Source organism: Cognatiyoonia sp. IB215446, assembly GCF_033963825.1.
In the GTDB taxonomy this organism is placed as follows: domain Bacteria; phylum Pseudomonadota; class Alphaproteobacteria; order Rhodobacterales; family Rhodobacteraceae; genus Yoonia.
The window spans coordinates 204,681-224,774 of sequence record NZ_JAXBMD010000002.1 but is presented as its reverse complement, the minus strand read 5'-3'; the positions used below and the strand labels follow the sequence as shown (position 1 = coordinate 224,774).

Annotated in this window: 20 protein-coding genes; 10 read left to right on the top strand and 10 right to left on the bottom strand. The window is 58.0% G+C overall.

What is annotated here, in order from left to right:
* Positions 1-409: 409 nt before the first annotated feature.
* Together SLH49_RS08535 and SLH49_RS08530 are read right to left on the bottom strand one after the other, a co-directional pair.
* Complete coding sequence (locus tag SLH49_RS08535) at positions 410-955, bottom strand: hypothetical protein (RefSeq protein WP_320268745.1); 546 nt, start codon at positions 953-955, stop codon at positions 410-412.
* 327 nt (positions 956-1,282) lie between these two features.
* Complete coding sequence (locus tag SLH49_RS08530) at positions 1,283-2,326, bottom strand: aldo/keto reductase (protein WP_320268744.1); 1,044 nt, start codon at positions 2,324-2,326, stop codon at positions 1,283-1,285.
* A gap of 129 nt (positions 2,327-2,455) precedes the next feature.
* Here SLH49_RS08530 and SLH49_RS08525 point away from each other — a divergent pair, with 129 nt between their 5' ends.
* On the top strand, positions 2,456-3,679 hold the full coding sequence (locus SLH49_RS08525; RefSeq protein ID WP_320268743.1) for an MFS transporter: 1,224 nt from the start codon (positions 2,456-2,458) through the stop codon (positions 3,677-3,679).
* Between the two features lie 57 nt (positions 3,680-3,736).
* On the opposite strand, the gene SLH49_RS08520 is transcribed toward SLH49_RS08525, so the two are convergent.
* Positions 3,737-4,429, bottom strand: a complete 693-nt coding sequence (locus SLH49_RS08520) for an aspartate/glutamate racemase family protein (RefSeq protein ID WP_320268742.1) — start codon at positions 4,427-4,429, stop codon at positions 3,737-3,739.
* A 13-nt stretch (positions 4,430-4,442) separates the two neighbouring features.
* Complete coding sequence (locus SLH49_RS08515) at positions 4,443-4,910, bottom strand: hypothetical protein (RefSeq protein WP_320268741.1); 468 nt, start codon at positions 4,908-4,910, stop codon at positions 4,443-4,445.
* 114 nt (positions 4,911-5,024) lie between these two features.
* Between SLH49_RS08515 and metG the strand changes: the two genes are divergently transcribed.
* From metG to SLH49_RS08490, 5 genes are all read left to right on the top strand, one after another.
* Positions 5,025-6,737 carry a methionine--tRNA ligase gene (gene metG, locus SLH49_RS08510; protein WP_320268740.1) on the top strand — a complete coding sequence of 571 codons (1,713 nt, stop codon included), beginning with the start codon at positions 5,025-5,027 and terminating at the stop codon, positions 6,735-6,737.
* Positions 6,738-6,816: 79 nt separating this feature from the next.
* Complete coding sequence (locus SLH49_RS08505) at positions 6,817-6,978, top strand: hypothetical protein (protein ID WP_320268739.1); 162 nt, start codon at positions 6,817-6,819, stop codon at positions 6,976-6,978.
* Entirely contained in the window at positions 6,975-7,487 is a 513-nt protein-coding gene (locus SLH49_RS08500) for a sigma-70 family RNA polymerase sigma factor (protein WP_320268738.1), read from the top strand. The genes SLH49_RS08505 and SLH49_RS08500 overlap by 4 nt, the downstream gene beginning before the upstream one ends.
* Positions 7,488-7,622: 135 nt before the next feature.
* Positions 7,623-8,822, top strand: a complete 1,200-nt coding sequence (locus SLH49_RS08495; RefSeq protein ID WP_320268737.1) for a DUF4240 domain-containing protein — start codon at positions 7,623-7,625, stop codon at positions 8,820-8,822.
* 65 nt (positions 8,823-8,887) lie between these two features.
* Positions 8,888-9,496: a YdeI/OmpD-associated family protein gene (locus tag SLH49_RS08490; RefSeq protein WP_320268736.1), complete on the top strand. Its 609-nt coding sequence runs from the start codon at positions 8,888-8,890 to the stop codon at positions 9,494-9,496.
* Positions 9,497-9,509: 13 nt separating this feature from the next.
* Here the strand turns inward: SLH49_RS08490 and SLH49_RS08485 are convergent, their stop codons facing one another.
* The 3 genes from SLH49_RS08485 to SLH49_RS08475 all read right to left on the bottom strand — a co-directional run bounded on the left by SLH49_RS08485 (position 9,510) and on the right by SLH49_RS08475 (position 13,334).
* Positions 9,510-10,646: a TRAP transporter substrate-binding protein gene (locus SLH49_RS08485; RefSeq protein WP_320268735.1), complete on the bottom strand. Its 1,137-nt coding sequence runs from the start codon at positions 10,644-10,646 to the stop codon at positions 9,510-9,512.
* A gap of 8 nt (positions 10,647-10,654) precedes the next feature.
* Entirely contained in the window at positions 10,655-11,689 is a 1,035-nt protein-coding gene (locus SLH49_RS08480; protein WP_320268734.1) for a hypothetical protein, read from the bottom strand.
* Positions 11,690-11,777: 88 nt separating this feature from the next.
* Positions 11,778-13,334, bottom strand: a complete 1,557-nt coding sequence (locus SLH49_RS08475) for a phosphate ABC transporter substrate-binding/OmpA family protein (RefSeq protein WP_320268733.1) — start codon at positions 13,332-13,334, stop codon at positions 11,778-11,780.
* Between the two features lie 300 nt (positions 13,335-13,634).
* Here SLH49_RS08475 and SLH49_RS08470 point away from each other — a divergent pair, with 300 nt between their 5' ends.
* Positions 13,635-14,354 (top strand): acylneuraminate cytidylyltransferase family protein, encoded by a 720-nt coding sequence (locus SLH49_RS08470; RefSeq protein WP_320268732.1) that lies wholly within the window; start codon positions 13,635-13,637, stop codon positions 14,352-14,354.
* 20 nt (positions 14,355-14,374) lie between these two features.
* Here SLH49_RS08470 and SLH49_RS08465 read toward each other — a convergent pair whose 3' ends face one another.
* Positions 14,375-15,082 carry a fused DSP-PTPase phosphatase/NAD kinase-like protein gene (locus SLH49_RS08465; protein WP_320268731.1) on the bottom strand — a complete coding sequence of 236 codons (708 nt, stop codon included), beginning with the start codon at positions 15,080-15,082 and terminating at the stop codon, positions 14,375-14,377.
* Between the two features lie 130 nt (positions 15,083-15,212).
* Between SLH49_RS08465 and SLH49_RS08460 the strand changes: the two genes are divergently transcribed.
* Genes SLH49_RS08460 through SLH49_RS08450 form a run of 3 tightly spaced genes read left to right on the top strand, consistent with a single transcriptional unit; the run spans position 15,213 to position 18,143 of the window.
* Positions 15,213-16,244, top strand: a complete 1,032-nt coding sequence (locus SLH49_RS08460; protein WP_320268730.1) for an N-acetylneuraminate synthase family protein — start codon at positions 15,213-15,215, stop codon at positions 16,242-16,244.
* Positions 16,237-17,034, top strand: a complete 798-nt coding sequence (locus SLH49_RS08455) for a glycosyltransferase family 25 protein (RefSeq protein ID WP_320268729.1) — start codon at positions 16,237-16,239, stop codon at positions 17,032-17,034. Before SLH49_RS08460 ends, SLH49_RS08455 begins: the two co-directional genes overlap by 8 nt.
* The gene (locus SLH49_RS08450) at positions 16,980-18,143 is read left to right on the top strand and encodes a hypothetical protein (RefSeq protein WP_320268728.1); all 1,164 of its coding nucleotides are present in this window, start codon (positions 16,980-16,982) and stop codon (positions 18,141-18,143) included. Before SLH49_RS08455 ends, SLH49_RS08450 begins: the two co-directional genes overlap by 55 nt.
* Here SLH49_RS08450 and SLH49_RS08445 read toward each other — a convergent pair.
* Positions 18,133-19,311: a glycosyltransferase gene (locus SLH49_RS08445; protein WP_320268727.1), complete on the bottom strand. Its 1,179-nt coding sequence runs from the start codon at positions 19,309-19,311 to the stop codon at positions 18,133-18,135. The genes SLH49_RS08450 and SLH49_RS08445 overlap by 11 nt on opposite strands.
* Positions 19,308-19,961, bottom strand: coding sequence for an FkbM family methyltransferase (locus SLH49_RS08440; protein ID WP_320268726.1), 654 nt, complete (start codon positions 19,959-19,961; stop codon positions 19,308-19,310). Before SLH49_RS08440 ends, SLH49_RS08445 begins: the two co-directional genes overlap by 4 nt.
* Positions 19,962-20,094: the final 133 nt, after the last annotated feature.

Sequence of the window (20,094 nt, the reverse complement as noted above, 5' to 3'; positions counted from 1 at the left end):
GCGGCGAGCCCGCGCCAAATAAGGCAAGATCAGGGCATAATTTTCGCCAAAACCACGCCCAGCCCAGCCAATGAAATTCCTTTCGGCCGATTGACCCGAAATTGGAAACATCCAGCCAGTCGCCTTTGTGCGGTGCGGCACAGGCAGGTCGGTAATCCCGCACCCATTTCGGTTATTTGGCGCGCTACGCTCGGGAAAATCACACTGCTCTCTCGTAACCTGTGAGAATTGTTTCAATGCTGAAGCCAGGACAGATTTTGGTGAAGAGGTATCGCAGTGCTAGCCGCTTTTTGGGACACGCATGGGGAAGTAAGTCACAATTCCCCAGAGTTACATTGGTTTTATGCCAAACTGCGCGTGTCTGCTTCGAAAGCCATCACGTCTGCCCAGACCTCCATTGTGGGTTGCTTCAGCGTAAGGCCTCACATGCTTCGTCACGATGCAGCGTAAGGGTCAACGACCAACCCTGCGGGCGCGTGTTTACTTCGCCCACTGCGCGATGGTCTTTCAGATCCACGGGATCCCTCAGACACAACTCCAGCAATAAGCCCGCGCGCGAACCGGATTGACCAAGGGTCTGTGTCTTAATGAGCTGCAACCTGTTCGGATGTTCCACGCGCCACTTTTCAAACGCGGCCAGCGAAGTTGAAGGATCATCGACTTCACCGCCAACCGAACACACCAAACGGCCCAAGGGGAGCGATAGTGTAACGTCGGTTGCTTCACTACGCCAGAACACCCCGGGCATGTTTGCGATCAGTTCCTTTGTGATCACCGGAGATATGCCATCGACTTGTGGGACCATACCAAGATCGCGTGGTGAGATTTCCTGGATCAAGACCGAGGGGCAGATATCGACAAACGCTTGCGCGACGTCGGACACATCCGCGCGCGCGGCCACCGACAATAGTATCGAAGACGCCAGTGCCGCCAGAATGCTACGACAGATACTCATGGCTCATAGCCCTCACGATAATGTCTGACGTCGCTGGTGAAACGGGGCTGCCACTTGCTCTTGATCTATACACGAGAAGGACGCCTGCCATTGCGGCCAGAGGTTTTCAATCTTTTCGAAGTCTCTGGACGATGTGAGAAAGCGGCCTTTGGCAGGACTGCAGCGAAAGAACCCGGCACCTGAAACACCTCTGCACCATCCATGTCATATACCAAGCAGGGTCCGATGGGTCGACAGCGATGCGGTGACGTGCTGACGCAGGCAATGATCGTCGCCTGACACGGTCGGGCCATCCCTCGAAGCCGACCGCAAAACGAACGTGACCATTCAATAGGGCATCGGATGAGCCTGATGAAGCGCGTCAATGGCGCTCACGACCTCTTCCGGGAGCACCACATCTTTACCTGCGAGTATCTGGGTCAGTTGGGCAGAGGTTGTCGCGCCAAAGATCGCCGAGACCGGGAAGGGCCGCGTGCGCTGCCAAGCCAAGGCCATGTGCACCGGGTCGAGCCCGTGGGCGGCGGCGAGGTCAAGATAGGCTTGGGTGGCGTCAAAGACCCGTGGGGACCGCCGGCCACCTAGGTCATCATTGATGGACATTCGGCTGCCTTCGGGCACCTGGCCGTTCTGGTACTTGCCGGTCAACATCCCGCAAGCAAGGGGAGAGAACGACAGGAGCGTCACGTCCTCATTCACGGCCATCTCGGCCATATCGGTATCATATAGACGGCAGAGCAGCGAGTATTCGTTCTGCACCGAGGCCATGCGCGGCAGGCCCGCCGCCGCGGCCTGATCGATCCATTTGGTCATGCCCCAGGCGCTTTCGTTCGACATGCCAATCGCGCGGATCTTGCCTGCCTTGACCGCCTCGCCCAGCGCCTCTAGCACATCCATCATATGGTCCATCGTCTGCTGGCGGTTCTGGCCCGAAGGATCGTAATGCCAGTTCTGGCGGAACATGTAAGAGCCCCGGATTGGCCAGTGCATCTGGTAAAGGTCAATCACATCCGTCTGCAACCGCTTTAGCGACGTATCGACCGCCTCGCGGATCACGCCCCCATCATAGCCGCGCCCCTCGCGGACCCAGCCGGGGTTGTTGCCCGAAACCTTGGTGGCGATCACGATCTCATCTCGCCGCCCGGTCTTGGCAATCCAGTTGCCAATCACCTGTTCGGACAGGCCCACCGTCTCGGCCCGGATCGGGTTGACCGGGTACATCTCCGCCGTATCGAGGAAGTTGATCCCGGCATCGACGGCCATATCGATCTGATGATGCGCATCATCTTCGGGCGTCTGGTTGCCGAAGGTCATGGTGCCGAGGCACCACTCGCTAACCATGATATCGCTGCGACCGAGGGGGAGTTTTTGCATGTCGTTGCCTTTTATTCCGCTGTCTCGCGGGACCCTAATGTGCCCACGGTCGAGGGCAAGGGTGCAAAGGCGACATCGCTTGTCGATTGGCATCTAGCGACTCGGTGAAAAGGGGCGCATAGGCGGATCATGCGCGTTGTTTTGTCCTTTGCGGCCCTCTTTCTCTCGGTTGCCCTGCTGCAATTGTCATCGGGTGGCGTGGGGCCGCTGGATGCGCTTACGGGGCTTGATGCGGGTTTTACGCAGGCCGAGGTGGGTATTCTGGGCTCGGCCCATTTTCTGGGGTTCTTCATCGGCTGCTGGTGGGCGCCGCGCCTGATGGGCAGCGTGGGCCATAGCCGCGCCTTCGCCACCTGTACCGCGATGGGCGCAATTGGGCTGGCCGCACATGTGCTGGTCATCGATCCGTGGTTCTGGGCGCTTTTCCGCATCGGGTCGGGCATTTGCGTGGCAGGATGCTACACGGTGATCGAGGCCTGGCTGCAGGCCAAGGTCACCAATAAGACGCGCGGGCGGGCCATGGCGAGCTACCGCATTGCAGATACAAGCGCGTCCTTTGTGGCTCAGTTTATGATCGGGGCGCTGGCTAGTCTTGAGACCTATATCGCCTACAATATCCTGACGATCCTGTGCTGTGCATCGCTCTTGCCGCTGACACTGACGCGCGTGCCGCAACCGGCGACCCCCAAGGCCACGCGGTTGCGACCCAAGCTGGCCTGGACCTGCTCTCCCCTAGGGGTTGCGGCCGTGGTCGTGGCGGCGCTTTCCAGCGCATCGTTCCGCATGGTCGGGCCGATCTATGGACAAGAGGTCGGCCTGAGCGCCGGTCAGATCGGCACATTCCTGGCGGCCTTCGTGGCAGGGGGTGCCTTGGCGCAGTATCCTGTGGGCTGGCTTGCCGACAAGTTTGATCGGCGTTGGGTGATGATCTGGCTGTCAGTGGCGGCTATCGCCTCTTGCGGGGTGACGATCTGGTCGTCTGGGCAAGGCACCGGGCTAATTATGCTTGCCTCCGGACTCTTTGGCCTGACCACGTTCCCGATTTACTCAGTCGCAACCGCCCACGCCCATGACTTCGCCACGTCAGAGCAGCGGGTGGAGTTATCCGCCGCACTGATGTTCTTCTTTGCCCTAGGTGCCATCGCGGCACCACTCACCACATCCACCCTGATCGCTGCTTTCGGGCCAGCCGCGCTCTTCTACTTTGTTTCGGCGGGCCATGTCGTACTGGTTGCCTTCGGACTGGCACGCATGCGCAAGCGCGATGCACCGCAGGAACGGACACGCTACGTCTATGCCCCCCGCACCACGTTTGGGATTGGGCGTTTGCTGGGCCGCAGCCGCGAGCGATAAAACCCTTGCAGATTGGGACAGGCCCTACATTTCGGGTGACGGCAACGCCCCACCAGATTACGCTGCCATGGCCTGATCAAGCGCCGCAGCACAATGGATGCGCGTTGTGTCAAAAACGGGAATGGACACATTGCCTTCGTTGAGCAACAGCCCAACCTCGGTACAGCCGAGGATCAGGCTGTCGGCCCCCGCATCGGCCAGCCGCGCAGCAATCGCGATATAGGCGGCCTCACTCTCTTTCGTGGTGATATCCTTGCATAGCTCTTCATAGATAATGCGGTGGGTCTCGGCCCGGTCGACGTCATTGGGCAGAACCGGTGTGAGACCGGCCTGTTTCAGCCGATCGGTATAGAAATCCTGTTCCATCGTGAAGGCGGTGGCCATCAGGCCGGGGCGCCGCAATCCGGCGGCGGAAATCGCGCTGGCGGTCGCGTCGGCGATATGCAGAAGCGGGATCTCGATGCCCGCCATCATCTGATCAGCGAGTTTGTGCATCGTGTTGGTGGCCAGGATGATGAAATCAGCGCCACCCTGTGCGAGGTTCTTCGCCTCCTGATTAAGAATCTCTCCCGCCGCCTCCCAATCGCCGCGCATCTGCAGCACTTCGATCTCGGCAAAATCGAGCGAGCGGATCAGCAATTGCGGCGAATGCAGCCCGCCCAGCCGCGCGCGGGTCAGGCGGCAGAGTTCGGCATAGTAAAGCTGCGTCGACGCGGCGGACATGCCACCGAGTACACCGATGGTTTTCATCTGGCCGCCGTCGCTAGAACTTATAGATCACCGCGACCCGCGATGTTGTCACGGCAGCAGTGAACGTGTTGTCCATGAAATCGCGGATCAGCTCGCCGCGGATGGCGAGTGTGTCGCTGATGTCGCGCGCCGCCCCAAGCCCGAAGTTGTAGCCGCCTGCATTGTCATCATCGAAGTAGTATTCGGTGATCCCGCCGCTCACATGCAGGGCGTAGTCACGCCAGTCATAGCTGATGAGGCCACGCACCCGTGCGGTGTCATAGTCATTATCACCCGCGATCCGCGCGCCAAATTCGGCCTCGCCGCTGATCGCAAAAGGACCCGCATCCATCTCAAGCCCTGCGATGAGGGATGTGACCACCTGATCGTCACCCGAATGGGGGAAGTGATAGTCAAGGCCACCACCGACATAGAAATCCTGGGCATTTGCAGCAGTTGCAAGGCTCGCGCTCAACAAGGCGGGGATCAGCCGTTTCATCATCACTCTCCTGATTGGGTGGCTTGCTGCGGTATTTAGGCTCGCGGGCATCAAAACACCAGTGGTCACCGCCGCCCTGCCCCGTTAGATAGGCGGAAATCGTTCAGGACAGCACATATGGCCCGCCATCTGATCACCTCTGCCATTCCCTATATCAACGGGATCAAACATCTTGGAAACCTCATCGGCAGTCAGTTGCCCGCCGATCTTTATGCGCGGTATCTGCGGCAGCGCGGGCATGAGGTGTTGTTTCTCTGCGCCACCGACGAGCATGGTACTCCAGCAGAACTGGCAGCGGCCAAGGCGGGCAAGCCGGTGGCCGAATACTGTGCCGAGATGCATGGCATTCAGTCCGAGATCGCCGATGGGTTCCGGTTGTCTTTCGATCATTTCGGGCGGTCCTCATCGCCCCAAAACCACAATCTGACGCAAGCCTTTGCCGGGCGGCTGGCGGAGCTTGGGCTGATCAAGGAAGTGACCGAGGAACAGGTCTATTCGGTGGCGGACGGACGCTTTCTGCCCGACCGCTACATTGAGGGCACTTGCCCCAATTGCGGGTTCGACAGCGCGCGTGGGGACCAGTGTGACAATTGCGGCAAGCTTTTGGACCCGACCGATCTGATCAATCCGCATTCGACCATTTCGGGCGCGACAGATCTGGAAGTGCGCGAGACCAAGCATCTTTACCTCCGTCAATCCGAACTAAAGGAAACCCTCGCCAAATGGATCGACGGCAAGACAGACTGGCCAATCCTCACCACCTCCATAGCCAGAAAATGGCTGAACGACGGCGACGGTTTGCAGGACCGCGGCATCACCCGTGATCTGGATTGGGGGATCCCGGTCAAGAAGGGCGAAGAAGACTGGCCGGGCATGGAAGACAAGGTGTTCTATGTCTGGTTCGATGCGCCTATCGAATACATCGCCTGTGCGCAGGAATGGCAGGATGCGGGCAAGGGTGACGATTGGGAGCGCTGGTGGCGCACCGATAAGGGGGCTGATGACGTCACCTATACACAGTTTATGGGCAAGGATAACGTGCCCTTCCACACGCTCAGCTTCCCGGCGACCATTCTGGGGTCGCAGGAGCCGTGGAAGCTGGTCGATTACATCAAGTCGTTCAACTACCTCAACTACGATGGCGGCCAGTTCAGCACGTCGCGCGGGCGGGGCGTCTTCATGGATCAAGCGCTTGAGATTCTGCCCGCAGACTATTGGCGTTGGTGGCTTTTATCGCATGCGCCTGAGTCGTCAGATGCGGAATTTACCTGGGAAAACTTCCAGACGGATGTGAACAAGGACCTCGCCGATGTGCTTGGCAACTTTGTAAGCCGGATCACTAAGTTTTGCCGCTCGAAGTTCGGTGAGGCCGTGCCAGCGGGTGGCGCCCATGGCCCGGCTGAAGAGCAGCTGATCGCCGATCTGACCAAACGCATCCGCGCTTATGAAGGTCTCATGGATGCGATTGAGGTGCGCAAGGCGGCGGCAGAGCTGCGGGCCATCTGGGTGTTGGGTAACGAATATCTGCAGGCCAGCGCGCCCTGGACGACCTTCAAGACCGACCCGGACACGGCGGCGATGCAGGTGCGGCTGGGGTTGAACCTGATCCGCATCTACGCAGTCCTGTCAGCGCCGTTTATCCCTGATGCCTCGGCCGCAATGCTGGCTGCGATGCAGACGGAGGATGATCGCTGGCCCACCGACGTGGCGGCGGCACTCGCAGCATTGCCTGCGGCGCATGCCTTTAACGTCCCAGACAACCAGTTCGATAAGATCACCGATGAGCAACGATCCGCTTGGTCAGAGCGCTTTGCCGGGACGCGTGATTAACCGATTAACGCTTCATTAAGGATGCTGACGTCATATCGGGCGCAAGTGGGGTAAACAAAAAACCCGACAGGAGACCCAGATGGCCAGAAGGCACGATACAGGCACCCGCACGGATGACGCGACCGACGACGATATCCGGCGCTACTATCAGGCAATTGTCAAACAGGGCGTCACGGCCCGCTTTCACGCGCTCTTTGCCCGTTTGCGCGCCGAGGAAAAAGAACTGGAGCATGAGGGTTGAAGTCAGCCCTTCGGGCGTCTGACCCCCGCGAAGACATCATCACCCACTTGGGCGAAATGCGCGCTTTTGCACGCAGCCTGACGCGCAATGCCGTCTCGGCTGATGATTTGGTTCAGGACACGATTGAGAAAGCGTGGAGGGGCTTTCACACATTCAGACCCGGCACCAATCTGCGGGCATGGCTGTTCACCATTCTGCGCAACACGCATTACACCAACCTGCGCAAGACCAAAGGGGCAAAGATCGTGCCGGTTGAACCGTTGGCGGAAGAGCTGGTCGGCCATCCGGGCGGCGATACCTATATCGCCATGATCGATTTTGAGCGCGCGTTAGGCATGCTGCCAGTCGAACAGCGCGAAGCGCTTGTTCTGATAGGGGCGAGCGGTCTGTCATATGAGGATGCGGCGCAGACATGCGGTGTCTCCATCGGCACGATCAAAAGCCGAGTCAATCGCGGACGCACGCGTCTGGCAGCCTTGCTAGGACGGCAGGGAGATGACATGGGATAGTTGCAACGGTCATGACCCTGGGCAGCTCCGTTCAAGATACGCATCATGGCCATCACCGAACCTTTCTTGGGATAACGGATGATGCACTGTCGTGAATGACGTTGTCATGAACCGTACCAATGGCGGCTTTGGAGCATGCCCGACCCACAAGACATAGTTTTGACAGGTTTGGTCAGTATCAAAAATGGCGTTTCAACGGGACGTTTACGCATGCTCTCAACCGCAATTACTGATCTTCTCGATATCGAATACAAAGGCTTGTTTGAGGACCAGCAACATTGCTTTGTGCTGTTATCGCAAAAGAGAGATTCCGGCGATGCGGATACGCCGCCCGAGTTAACACAAGGACCGATTTTCGACCTAAGCCCGAATCTGTTTATTTGGGTGACGCAGCAACATCTCGCCAACAATAGCGCCCATCTGGTTGCAAGAGACATCATGTCCAACATCTGCACCGCTGGGTTGTCGGAAACCTACAGAAAGATAGTCGACATGCTGGCCGACGCTGGGCATGAAAAGAGTGCGGCGCAGATCTGGCGGGCCGGTGTGGCGACCGATATTGACGTGTTCCGCTATTTTCTCGGAGTGAAAAAGGCTGTGGACCGATATGATGGAATGTCTCAGGCGCAGCAGGAAAAGTGCTCCCCTCGGTCTGTGCCGGATTGGGGTCAACGCGATATGGTCAAAGATTTTGCCACGAAAAAGCAGATAGCCCAAGACGCGGTAGAGGCGTTCGAACACTGGGCGGCGCATTACGGCGTGGCCGATCAGCACAGCGCCCAAATCGCGCTGTGGAAAGAAGAATTACGAACCGAGAAAAAGCCTAAGCTGCCGCCACCCGACAAGACGCCGATGTCGGAAGACCTGTTTTGGGAGATCATGGCGCGCGCGCAATGCGACTCCGAGGTCGAGACGGCCCTGAAGATCGAGGATGAGTTCTTAGGCTACACCGGCAAAGCCATTCGCGATGCGGGCAAGATGATGCAGTCTTATCTTGTTGCGGCCTACCGAGCCGACATCTGGGGGCTCGCGTATTTGTTGGAGGACGGCTGCTCGGATGATGCGTTCGAAGATTTCCGAGGCTGGATGATCCTGCGAGGTCGGACGACTTTCGAGACGATCATGACTTCACCGGACATGTTTGATCCCCGCGACGCGGACGGCGCCAACTTCGCCGCAGGTGGCAGTTTGCAGTCCGCCTTCGAGAACGCGTATCTTTGCAGAGCCGGGAAGCCGCTGATCCTCCCGCGCACCAAGTATCCCAAGGTAGAGTTCGATGAAGATAGGATCGTCGACCTTCTCCCCAAGATGTCGGCCAGATTGGCAAGCGCCTAGGTTAGACTGGTAGCCCGGAGGCTTCGGGCTAAAGTACGGGCAGAATGACCTGATGGAGATTCCCTGTGGCCAGACGCCCGCATGTGGATGCACCCGAAGTTTCGGTTCAGAGCGTAGGCGCCCTGCGTGATTGGCTGGTCGCCAATCATCGGCGGGCGAAAGGTGTCTGGCTGGTGACAATGAAGAAGGGCGCGCCAGCGGGCTACATCCCGGTCGCTGAAATTGTTGATACGTGCCTGTGCTTTGGCTGGGTAGATAGCCTGCCGCGGGCCAAGGATGATCAGCGCACGATGCTCTATATCAGCCCGCGCAAGCGCGGATCCAATTGGAGCCGGGTCAACAGGGACAAAGCTGCACGCCTGACGGCGGAAGGTCTGATGCATCCGGCAGGGCTGGCTGCTGTCGAAGCGGCCAAAGCGGATGGATCGTGGAGCGCTTTGGATGATGTAGAGAGTCTGGTGATCCCGCCGGACTTAGCAGCAGCCTTTGCCACCCAAACCGGCGCGCGCGAGAATTGGGAGGCGTTTCCACGTTCGGTCAAGCGTGGCGCGCTTGAGATTCTTTTGAATGCGAAACGCCCGGCAACGCGTGCCGCAAAGATCGACCAGATCGTCAGCGACAGCGCGCAAAACCAAAGGCCCTTCCAATGGAAGGGCCTCGGCAAAAAGTTGTAATCAGGTCAATCCGTTACACTTCGGCGAACAGGTCCTGCGCCCCACGCTTGGCAAGATATTCGGACTGGCTGATCGGACCGGCAGAGCCGATCAGGGTGCGGTAGGCATCATAGCTTTCGAAAATGCGCCGCCCCATATCATCGTCTTCGGCGACGCTCGCAGCGACTTCGAACGAAACGCGGGCCAGTTCGTTCCAGACATCCTCTGGCAGACGTGTGGGCTGCACCCCGTTTTCCGCCAGCAACTGCACCAGCGCCAGACCATTGTTGCCGTAATAGTCGGCGGTATGGGCCGTGACCTCAGCATCACTGATCGTCTGGATGACTGCGCGATCAACATCCGACAGGCTGTTCCAGAAATCGAGGTTCATCCCCAATGAGGCTGTCGTGCCGGGCTCGTGAAAACCGGGATAGATGTAAGTTGACAAGAGCTTCTGGAAGCCGAATTGCAGATCGTTGTAGGGGCCGACCCATTCGGTTGCGTCGATGGTGCCCTCGAAAAGCGCCTCAACGATGCCACCGCCGGGCAGGACAACCGCGTTTGCGCCCATCCGTGCGATCACCTGACCGCCAAGGCCGGGCATCCGCATTGTCAGACCCTCAAAATCGGCAACGCTCTTGATTTCCTTGTTGAACCAGCCGCCCATCTGCACGCCCGTCCCACCGATTGGCATGGCCTTCACACCGTACACAGCGTTCAACTCATCCCACAGCTCTTGCCCGCCACCGTATTTCAGCCAAGCCGCCTGCTCCACGGCCGTTAGGCCAAGCGGCACGGTGGTGAAGAAATTGAAGCCACGATGCTTGGCCTGGAAGTAGTAATCAACCGAGTGATACATCTCGATCTCACCCGCGCTGGCAGCGTCATGCACAGCCAAAGGTGGGACCAGCGAGCCCGCCCAGTAGATCTCAACATTCAGACGGCCATTGCTAGCCGCGTTGATACCCTCGGCCACGCGCGCGGCACTGTCAGCCAGGCCACCCAGACCGGCGGGCCAGGATGTTGCCATGCGAATTGTGCGCGGCGCGCCTTGTGCGATGGCCGGTGTGGCCAAGGCTGCAGCACCGGTCAGCGCTGCACCACCGCCCAGAAGGGCGCGGCGACGCGACAGGGTTTTGGATTGCGGTTGCACCATCGGTGTCTCTTTCATCTCAGAAGTCATTGCGTCAACACCCCCTGGCGGCCAAGGAAGAATGCGGCCTCGCCAATCTCGCTCCAGCCAGCGACGTCGCCAATGAAGAAGAGATAGGCGTCGCCGATATCGGCACCCAGATCGCCGGTTTCGATGATGTCGAGCATCGTCGTGTTCGATGCCGAGATCTGCGCATCCCAGATATCCTGCGGCATGGCCTGCGCTGTGACCGCACCGCCTGCAGCCTGCAGGGCAAGCGCGCTGTCATGCATTGCTTTCGCACGGTTGTTTCCATGTTCTGCCATGATGCAGCGTTCGATCAGCATCTGGTTTTCGGGTGATAGACCGTTCCACGTGTCGAGGTTGAAACCGACAGACAGCGCGGAAGCCGGGCGTCCGGCATTGGGCGTGGTCATGTAAGGAAACGTGCCCAGTAAACCGGCCTCGGCCATTTGGGCCACGTTCAGACCTTCGAACGCGTCAAACGAAGCGAGATCGACACCGCTAGCGCGGATATCGGTCACGTCGGATGCGCCAAGCGCGCGCATCACATTCGCCCCCAACCCGACAGAGCCGACACGGCCAGAGGTCAGATCACCCAATCCCGAGATCGGAGCCTTGGACCAGATCGGCATCGGGCCATCATCGCCTGCCATGAAGCATTTGACGCCGTATTCCTCGCCTAGAATGTCCCACATGAAGCGGCCGTCGGCGACTTGTACCCAGGATTCAAGCTCGCTGGGGCTCATCCCGCCGGGCATGGACGAAAAGATACCAAAGGCGGCATTCGTTTCGATAAACGCCTCTTCAGCCGAGAAATACATGTCGGCATCACCCGCAGCGACTGCGGCAAGAAAGCCTGCCGCATCGGAAGACGGGCTGGACTGGACGGTGATTTGGACAGCGCCGCCAGAGGTCCGGGCCACGCGATCTGCGAGGGCCTGAGCCAATGCCGGGCGGTCGGTGATCAGCGACAGGGCCACAGCGCTTTGCGCGCGCGCCGGGGCCCCTGCCACCACCATGGCACCCAAACCGGTGCCAAGTAACGTTCTGCGTTTCATATCAAGTGTTCCTTCACTTGCTGCCCCGGGGTGGCGCATCCATCGCGCGGGGCTTTGTTCAATTTCGTGACGCTGGCTTAACGGCCGCTTAACGCAGCCAGATTTCAACGCGGCGGTTACTCTCACGTCCATCTGCTGTTTCGTTACAACCCACAGGTGCAAGCGGTCCATAGGAAGACACTGACATCCGACCGACGAGCACGTCACCGCCGATAGCGGCAGCAAGGGCATCGCGGACTGAAGTTGCACGCAGCAAAGCCAAACGTTCGTTGAGGTCGAAACGCCCAACATCATCCGTAAAGCCGATGATCAGGATGTCGCGATTGCGCGCCTCGGCGCTGTTCAGAAAGTCCACCATACGCTGAACGTCTTCGAGCGATTTGTTGTCAAGGCGCGCCGAACCGGATGTGAAACGGAAGGTCGTTGACAGACGGTCAGCCGTAGCCAGATCGCGCGAAAAGTTCTGCACGAGGCCGAGCGTCGCAGCGGTGCTTGCCGACAGGATCGCCGAAGTCATGCGTGTCCCTTGCAGGCTGATCGGCTCGCTGATCACGACTTGGTCGACATAGCCGGCATTGGCAATCAGTGGTTGTGCCTCAGGCGAGGTAAGGAATTCGACAAAGTCATTGCCGGTCGAGGATTGCACTGCATCGCCGGTATAGGCAAAGACACGGCGGCTGAGCGGGTATTCCTCTGCCTTGATGGCGAAATCGGTTGCGTAAGCCAAAGGACCGCAAGTCTGACGAATGGGGAGCACCTCGCCGACGGTTGCCTCGGACAGGCTGGTCACGGTGATCGCACCTTCATCGGCGGCCACGGCGGCGGCAGCAGCGCTTTCGCTTTCCGCACGCTCGGCCGAGCGGCGCAGACGCACCCGGTTGGGATCAAGCACCAGTTCAGTAAAGGCCTGATCGAGTGAGGATCCTTCAGCAGGCAGCAGCATCTGAATAGGCAGATCGTCACCACCAAGTTCGGACCAGTTGCGGATCCGGCCCGAGGCGATCAGCGCAAGCTCTTCAAGCGAGACGGAGCGGATCGGGTTATTCGGGTGCACAATCGGCACAATCGCATCAAGTGCGATAACACGCTCGCGGCTGAGATCACGCAGATCGGTGCCGCCAGAGGCAACCACGTTTTCCGCAATCGCTGCGGGAACGGCAACCTTGGTGATGGTCAGGTCAACCTGCTGGCCCACCAATTGTGAGAAAGCGGCATTCGTCGGCTCAAGGTTCACATCGACAGAGCCAGCGGTGCTGTTGGTCTGAAAGTTTTGCAGATCAATGCGTTCCACAACCCCGTTGCTGCCCGGCACCGAGAGGCCAGTCAGATCCCGCGAGGCAGCAAACCCATTGACCATCGCCTGCAAGAGACTGGCCGTCTTCGGCTCATTCACGGCAACAGCCATGTCGAGATTGGTGGTCAGAACGGGACAGGCCGCGCCGGTGCAATCGGTCGCAGAGCGCGACAGACGCAACTGGCCGATATCGGTGTCCAGCACGAAGATCTCGTCATCAAATGAAACAAGTTCACCTCTGATCGAGACTGCTCCGTCTTTGCTTGAGATCGTGACCTGATCTGCAAGGGCCGCCAATGGGGTGGTGGCAAGGCATGCAGCCAGAGTCATTCGTTGTCGAAGTGTCTTCATAAATCGTAACCCTATAAAAGTGTTGGCCCTCGCTTCCCTTCGAGTGCCAATCGATGGCGAGATGGCTATGTGTCCAATTTGGCGAAAAGATGATCCAATTGGGGTAAAGGGTCCAATTTGTTTCCGTATTGGTGGTTCTTGGTAAACTGCGCCAAAACAGCTTTCCGCGTCGGGGTCGGACACGACGCAGCGGAAGCTTTAAGACCATTTCATGGCAATTTGGCGCAATTCGATGCAAGACACTGCATTGACCGCTGCCACCACCTCCGCCACATCTGTCACCAAAATCAGGAGGCTGGAATGATCATCGGACATATCGGTGCACGGGCGGGCAGCAAAGGTGTGCCGAACAAGAACTTTCGGATACTGCATGGCAAACACCTGATCGACTGGTCGCTTGATCAGCTCTTCGCCTGTGACCGCGTCGATCATGTTGTCGTTTCGACCGATTCCGAAGAAATGTATGCCCATGCGATCCGGCGCGGCTGCCTGGATATCGGATTGCGCCCGGCGGCCTTGGCTACAGACACGGCGGCAAAATGGGATGTATGGCAACACGCCTTGGGTGAAGTGGAAAAGCAGACCGGCCTTGCGGATGCATTCCTTGATCTCGACTGCACATCGCCACTGCGACTGCCCCAGGATATCGAGGCGGGCCTTGATCTTTTTGCCGCCCAACAGCCGGATATGGTGATGTCGTGCTGCGAAAGTCGCAAGAACCCGTATTTCAACATGCTTGAGATGGATGGGGATGGGGGCCTGCAGGTCTCAAAACCCCTGCCGCAAAGCGTCGTCGCACGCCAGCAGGCCCCGATGGTCTATGACCACGTGGGCCTTGTCTATGTGGTCAAACCTGCATATCTGCGCCGCGCGTCGCGGCTGTTCGAAGGCCATGTGATCCCGCTGATCGTACCCAACGAACGCAGCCTGGATGTCGACAGCCCCTTTGACTGGGACGTGATTGAATACCTTCTAGGCAAGCAGATTGATGACGGCCTTCGCGGTGGCGATGCGCAATAGCTATCGCGAAATATCTTTGGCTAGCGCCAACCTTGCCAAAGCCTCAGCGCCGCACGTTTTCTGGCAAAGCTTTGGGTCAACTCGTCGGGGGCGTATTCTGTCCTGATCCAGTCATCAACGCGAATAGGGCTTGCAGCATTTCGTGTGGCATAGACGTCAAGGAAGTGGTCAAGGATACCAGTCTTTGTCCGTCGGATATGCAAATACCGAAAGCTGAGCTGTTTTTGCGCCTCCTCAAGCGGGACATCTTCCTTGAGCATCAGAAACAAGGCCGCAGCAAGTCCGGTCCGGTCCGCACCCGATTTGCAATGCATCAGGAACGGGCGTTCAATCCGGTCCAAGACATCAAGCAGATGGGTCAGTTCCCGGATTGTCGGGGCGCGGCGTGCGGCCATCTGGCTGTTGATCAGGGTCAGTCCCAGCTTCTCGCAACTCTCAACCTCAAAAAGGTAGTGCGGCTGCCGGGCCTTGCCGCGGAGATTCAGCACGGTTTTGATGCCCATATCGGCATATTTCACGAAACGAGTGTGATTTGGATGGTTTGACCGATAGGCTCCGGGCGCGAATTCTTCAAAATTGTGCCAGAAGGTGCGCAGAATCCCATGATCAAGCCAGTTCAGATGGAGCTGAGATCGGCGTCTTTCACGCGGATTAGTGATGTCGTGACCAAAAGACTGGCGGAACTTGCGTTCTTTGCGCTCAAGTCGGTCGAATATCTTGCGGATCATGACAGGCGCCAATCAGGTAACTTTTCCATCCACTTGGACCAAGCCAGACCGCATTGCAATGGCGCGCAATTGCCCTGCCCCCGCAAAGGCCCTACACAACGGACAGAATAGCGTCGCAAGGAGCCACCTCATGGAGATTGCTGGTCGTCAGATCGGACCCGCACATCCGCCGCTCGTAATCGCCGAGATCGGCATCAATCATGGCGGTGATCTGGATGTCGCAAAAGAGATGGTGCGCCTTGCCGCCGGCGCGGGTTGCGAGATGATCAAGCACCAGACGCATATCCTTGAAGATGAAATGACCGATGAGGCCAAATCGATCTTCCCTCCCAATGCCGATGTTTCGATCTGGGATGTGATGGCGGCCTGTGCCCTTTCATCGGAAGAAGAGGCAGAGCTTAAGCGCTATACCGAAAGCCTCGGCATGATCTGGATCTCGACGCCCTTCAGCCGGGCCGCGACCGATTTCTTGCAAAGCCTTGATGTACCCGCCTTCAAGATCGGATCGGGCGAAGCGGATAACCTGCCGCTTATCCGGCATATCGCGCGCATGGGCAAACCGGTGCTCATGTCGACAGGGATGCAGAGCATTGAGACGATCCGCGCCTCGGTTGATATCCTGGATCGCGCGGGCATCGACTATGCGCTCCTGGAATGCACGAACCTTTATCCCTCTCCGCCTGAAATTGTCTCGCTGCAGGGGGTAACGGATCTGCAAAAGGCATTTCCCAAGGCGGTGGTCGGCTTCTCGGATCATTCGATTGGGCCGGAAATGGCGCTCGCCTCGGTCGCCTTAGGGGCATGTATTCTGGAGCGCCACTACACAGACACCCGCTATCGCAAGGGGCCTGATATCATCAATTCGATGGACCCGGCAGAGTTGCGGCATCTGATCGACCGGTCGCGGGAAATCCACATCGCGCTCAATAACCCGAAAGAGCGGACAAGCGCCGAGGAAGACGTCTATCGCTTTGCGCGCGCCTCGGTCGTGGCGGATCGCGACCTGGCCGCAGGTCATGTGATCACAGAGGCCGATATCTGGGCGCGACGCCCCGGTTCGGGAGAAATTGCAGGATACGATTTCGACAAGGTCGTCGGTAAAACACTGACCCGTGCGGTGACACGCAACACGCAATTGCGTTGGGCCGATCTGAATGGCTAAGCCACTGACACGTGCCGATGTGGGCATCTGGCTGATCAACCTTGATCGGGACGCCGACCGACGTGCAAACATGGAACGCCAGCTTGACGCGATGGGCCTGACCTACATGCGTTTTCCGGCCATTTACGGCAAAGACCATGTAGATGCGTTGACCAAACGCGCCGATGCCGCGGCTTATGCACGCAACATGGGCAGCCCGATCCTGCCCGGAAAGATGGGATGCTATGCCAGCCATATCGCTGTTTGGGAGGCCTTCGTCGCCTCGGACCGTGAAGTCGCGCTGATCCTCGAAGATGACGTGATTTTTCATGATGATTTTCTAGACAGCCTCGATATCGCTTTGGCGGGCGCTGCCCATTGGGACACGCTGCGGTTCAATTGCGTCCGCGCCAAATTGCCGGTGAGCCAAGGGCGTTTGGGGCGCTACACACTAAATGCCTATATTGGCCCGTTCACCGGCAACGCGACCTATCTTCTAAAAAAGGATGTGGCGCAGCGGATCCTGCCAAATCTTTGGCCGCAGACGCGCGCCTTTGATCATGAGCTCAACCGGTTCTTCAAACATGACTTCCGGCAGTTTGGGTTAGAACCGTTTTCCAGCCATGTCGACGACGGCAATATCAGTTCGATCACAGGCGCGAACTTTGCGTTGGTTGGGAAGTTCAAGTGGTACCAACGCCTGCCCCATTACCGGTTAAAGGCCGCGAATTATTTTCGGCGCGCAGCATGGCTTGCGTGGAAAGGCCGGTTGCTGCCGCGCCAGACGGCTCTGCAGCGCAATCCCGAATGATCTCGCAAATTCACAGGCTGGGAACGGTCAAGGCCCCGGCACCCACCTTTGGTACTCGGGCAGCACCGCCAGGCTCCACAATCCATGATCCGGCATTCTGGGAGCGCTACGATACGGACACATTGATCTATGACAGCGTTTGGCGACCGGAACGGCGGCTTCTGTCGCTCTATCTGCCCAAGATGTTCAACTTTGAAACGGTCCTGCAGCGTTGCACATTTCGACTGGGCACAAAGAACATTGCCCCAAAACGCAGCAAGTATATCCGCTTTGACCGCCTGGATTTTAAGGCTGAACCAACAGGTCTGCCTTTTCAATTGGAGACGCCGGGTGGGGCGCTTGACCTGCCGGTGCACGATGCCGCAGCAGGTCGGTTTGCGGGAAAGAATGTGATTTACACGATGGTGCGGAATGATGACCTGATTTGGATTAGGGATTGGGTGCTGGCTCATCAGCGCAATCATGGTGCCGACGCCGTCCTGATCGCAAATAATGGCAGCACAGAATACGATTCCGCGACGCTGGCCCAAGCCATATCGGACGTGCCGGGCATTGTGGTGGCCGATGTGCTTGATGTCCCACTGCGCCATGGCCCCGCGCCAAAAAGCGTGAGCGGTGTTGGCTTTGCGAAGTTCCTGCAGACCGCCTGTCTAAACCTTGTGCGGGATCGGTTCTTCGAACAAGCGCGAGCAGTTCTGCTGTGCGATGTTGATGAATTGGTCACAGCGCCCGAAGGGCACAGCATCTTTGATGCCACTGCGCGCTCATTCACCAAGTACCGACCCATTGGGGGATCCTGGCGCTTTGCTGCAGAAAAAGACGGCCTTTTGCGCCATGCGGACCATGTTCTGGGCGACGAGACCAACCATCCATGCGCAGACAAGTACTGTATCGTCCCTGACAGTTTCTTTGGCCGGATGGGCTGGTCGGTACACAGTCTTGAAAACGTCAATCGCCGCATCTTCCGCCCGAGGGGATCATTCCGATTCTATCATTGTCGCGGGATCAGCACATCGTGGAAAGGCCCGCGCAAGGGCCACAGTGCGCGTGCGGGCCCACCGGACCTCGCAACGCAGGACTTCATGACAAAGACATTCGCTAAGGCGTAGTTGCAACGGCCCTACGTCTTTCGACAACAGCTGTGATCTCGCGCTCGACCTTTTTGATCAGTTTGCGATTATCATAGCTTTCCTGCGCCTTTACGCGGTTACGGGCGCCGATGACCGGGGTTTGATCCGGGCTTCCAAGCGCCTTGCGAATGCAGCTCAGGAAACCGTCGGCATCATGTTCATCGACCAGAAAGCCATTTTCGCCCTCGATCACCGCCTCGGGAATGCCTGCATGGCGGGTTGAGATGATCATCATACCTGCCGACATCGCCTCTTGAATGGCCGTGGGCAGGCCTTCGGTGTTTTTGTTCTTGGCGACCACCGAATGCTGTAAGAAAATCTCGGTTTCGGCGAGTTTTTCGCGCACGAAAGCATGAGGTTTGGCGCCGTGAAAGATGACACGGTCGGACATACCGTGGCTTTTCGCAAGCGCCTGACACTGTTCAAGCAACGGACCATCCCCAATCATCTCAAGCCGCGCTGTAGGGTTATCCTGGGCTGCCTTGCAGAAAGCTGTCACGGTGATATCGGGGCGTTTTTTTTCAACAAACCGTCCTACGGCAAGAAAGCTGGTGGGCCGTTTGTCACCAGGCAGGAACAGATCGGTATTCACACCACTTGGCACCACATGGCTGTTGGGGTGCTTAACGCCCCGCGCAGCAAGCTCATCAAACAGGAACTGTGCAACGGCAAAGACGCCATCAAGCTGGCCCATCATCCGGCCATAAGCGGCGGCCCGGAAGGGCACCTGCAGCTGCGATGATGCGTCGGCCCCGCGAAAATAGGAAAACATCGGGATCCCCATCGCATGCACCACAGGTGCCACCCGCATTGATGTGTTTCCAAACTCGCCCAGAACCACATCGATCTGGTTGTTGCGCAAGAATGCTTCGACTTTGTTGCGGCCCGCGCCATGCGGAACGCGGGCGGTGCGATAAGTGCGCAGATTGTGCACCTTCTGACGCAACTGTGTCAGTTTCTCGGACAAGGTCGGGTTGGTCGGTTTTGGCGGCATCCAGGCCATGTAAGGCTTGCCGAACGGGTCATCGTGAAATGGATTTTCGCACAAGATGGCCGACGCGCCTCCAAAGAGGTTCTGAATATGAAAGTTAATCTGTGTTTCCTGGGGTTGGTAGAAATGCCCGGTTGCAATGCATAACTTGATCATGGCCAGGTGAAGTCCAGTTTTTCGCTGAAACCTGCGGCTGCCGCCGCGGCTAGAGTTTTTTCCTTGGCCTCTGCCAAGCCTTCAATCCGGTCCGCGTGGCATTCCACATAGATCTTCTTAATCCGATCCAAATGTGATGAGGTCAGGATCGCATCGAGCACCAGATATTCTGCGCCTTCGATGTCCATCTTGATGACAATGCTGTCGCCCTTGATCATGTCGAGCACATCGACAATTCCCATCACCTCCACAACATGATGGTTCGCATAAGTGACATTAGACTTGCCGCTGATGATGGTTGAGCCTTCATAAAAGCGATCCGGCTTTCCTTCTTCAAAGTAAAGGTCCATCTGATCAGCTTTGTCTGACACGGCATTGTTGAAAAGGCGGATATTGCGGTAAGGCTTAGTGCGGGCCGTCAGTTCAGCAAAAACGGTATTGTTGGGCTCAAAGGCATAAACCTCTCTCGCGTAGTGCGAGAATTCGATGGAGGCGTTGCCGATATGAGCACCCAGATCGATGATGACGTCGTTTTTTGACAAAAGCCGCGCCATCCGGCGCATCGGGGCAGTGTATTCGTCAAGCGCCCAGTTAGGGATACGCCAGCCAAACCGCCGACATTGTTTACGCAATGTTGCCCTGAGACCCATTTGCCTGCCCTTACCTATTTAACACCTGTCCTTACGCCGCGGAGGGAAGCATGACAAGCAGCGGGCGGTGGCAACATGCCGCTGAGGATGTGCACAAGTGAAGGGCCTTCATGCTTGCGGGTGACCGCAAGAG

Bases quoted from the DNA above. Each gene is read 5' to 3' on its own strand.
- SLH49_RS08535 (WP_320268745.1), bottom strand. From the start codon at position 955: ATGAGTATCTGTCGTAGCATTCTGGCGGCACTGGCGTCTTCGATACTA.
- SLH49_RS08485 (WP_320268735.1), bottom strand. From the start codon at position 10,646: ATGAAAGAGACACCGATGGTGCAACCGCAATCCAAAACCCTGTCGCGT.
- SLH49_RS08445 (WP_320268727.1), bottom strand. From the start codon at position 19,311: ATGATCAAGTTATGCATTGCAACCGGGCATTTCTACCAACCCCAGGAA.
- SLH49_RS08470 (WP_320268732.1), top strand. From the start codon at position 13,635: ATGATCATCGGACATATCGGTGCACGGGCGGGCAGCAAAGGTGTGCCG.
- SLH49_RS08530 (WP_320268744.1), bottom strand. From the start codon at position 2,326: ATGCAAAAACTCCCCCTCGGTCGCAGCGATATCATGGTTAGCGAGTGG.
- SLH49_RS08455 (WP_320268729.1), top strand. From the start codon at position 16,237: ATGGCTAAGCCACTGACACGTGCCGATGTGGGCATCTGGCTGATCAAC.
- SLH49_RS08515 (WP_320268741.1), bottom strand. From the start codon at position 4,910: ATGATGAAACGGCTGATCCCCGCCTTGTTGAGCGCGAGCCTTGCAACT.
- SLH49_RS08440 (WP_320268726.1), bottom strand. From the start codon at position 19,961: ATGGGTCTCAGGGCAACATTGCGTAAACAATGTCGGCGGTTTGGCTGG.
- SLH49_RS08520 (WP_320268742.1), bottom strand. From the start codon at position 4,429: ATGAAAACCATCGGTGTACTCGGTGGCATGTCCGCCGCGTCGACGCAG.
- SLH49_RS08475 (WP_320268733.1), bottom strand. From the start codon at position 13,334: ATGAAGACACTTCGACAACGAATGACTCTGGCTGCATGCCTTGCCACC.
- SLH49_RS08525 (WP_320268743.1), top strand. From the start codon at position 2,456: ATGCGCGTTGTTTTGTCCTTTGCGGCCCTCTTTCTCTCGGTTGCCCTG.
- SLH49_RS08480 (WP_320268734.1), bottom strand. From the start codon at position 11,689: ATGAAACGCAGAACGTTACTTGGCACCGGTTTGGGTGCCATGGTGGTG.
- metG (WP_320268740.1), top strand. From the start codon at position 5,025: ATGGCCCGCCATCTGATCACCTCTGCCATTCCCTATATCAACGGGATC.
- SLH49_RS08495 (WP_320268737.1), top strand. From the start codon at position 7,623: ATGCCCGACCCACAAGACATAGTTTTGACAGGTTTGGTCAGTATCAAA.
- SLH49_RS08460 (WP_320268730.1), top strand. From the start codon at position 15,213: ATGGAGATTGCTGGTCGTCAGATCGGACCCGCACATCCGCCGCTCGTA.
- SLH49_RS08465 (WP_320268731.1), bottom strand. From the start codon at position 15,082: ATGATCCGCAAGATATTCGACCGACTTGAGCGCAAAGAACGCAAGTTC.
- SLH49_RS08505 (WP_320268739.1), top strand. From the start codon at position 6,817: ATGGCCAGAAGGCACGATACAGGCACCCGCACGGATGACGCGACCGAC.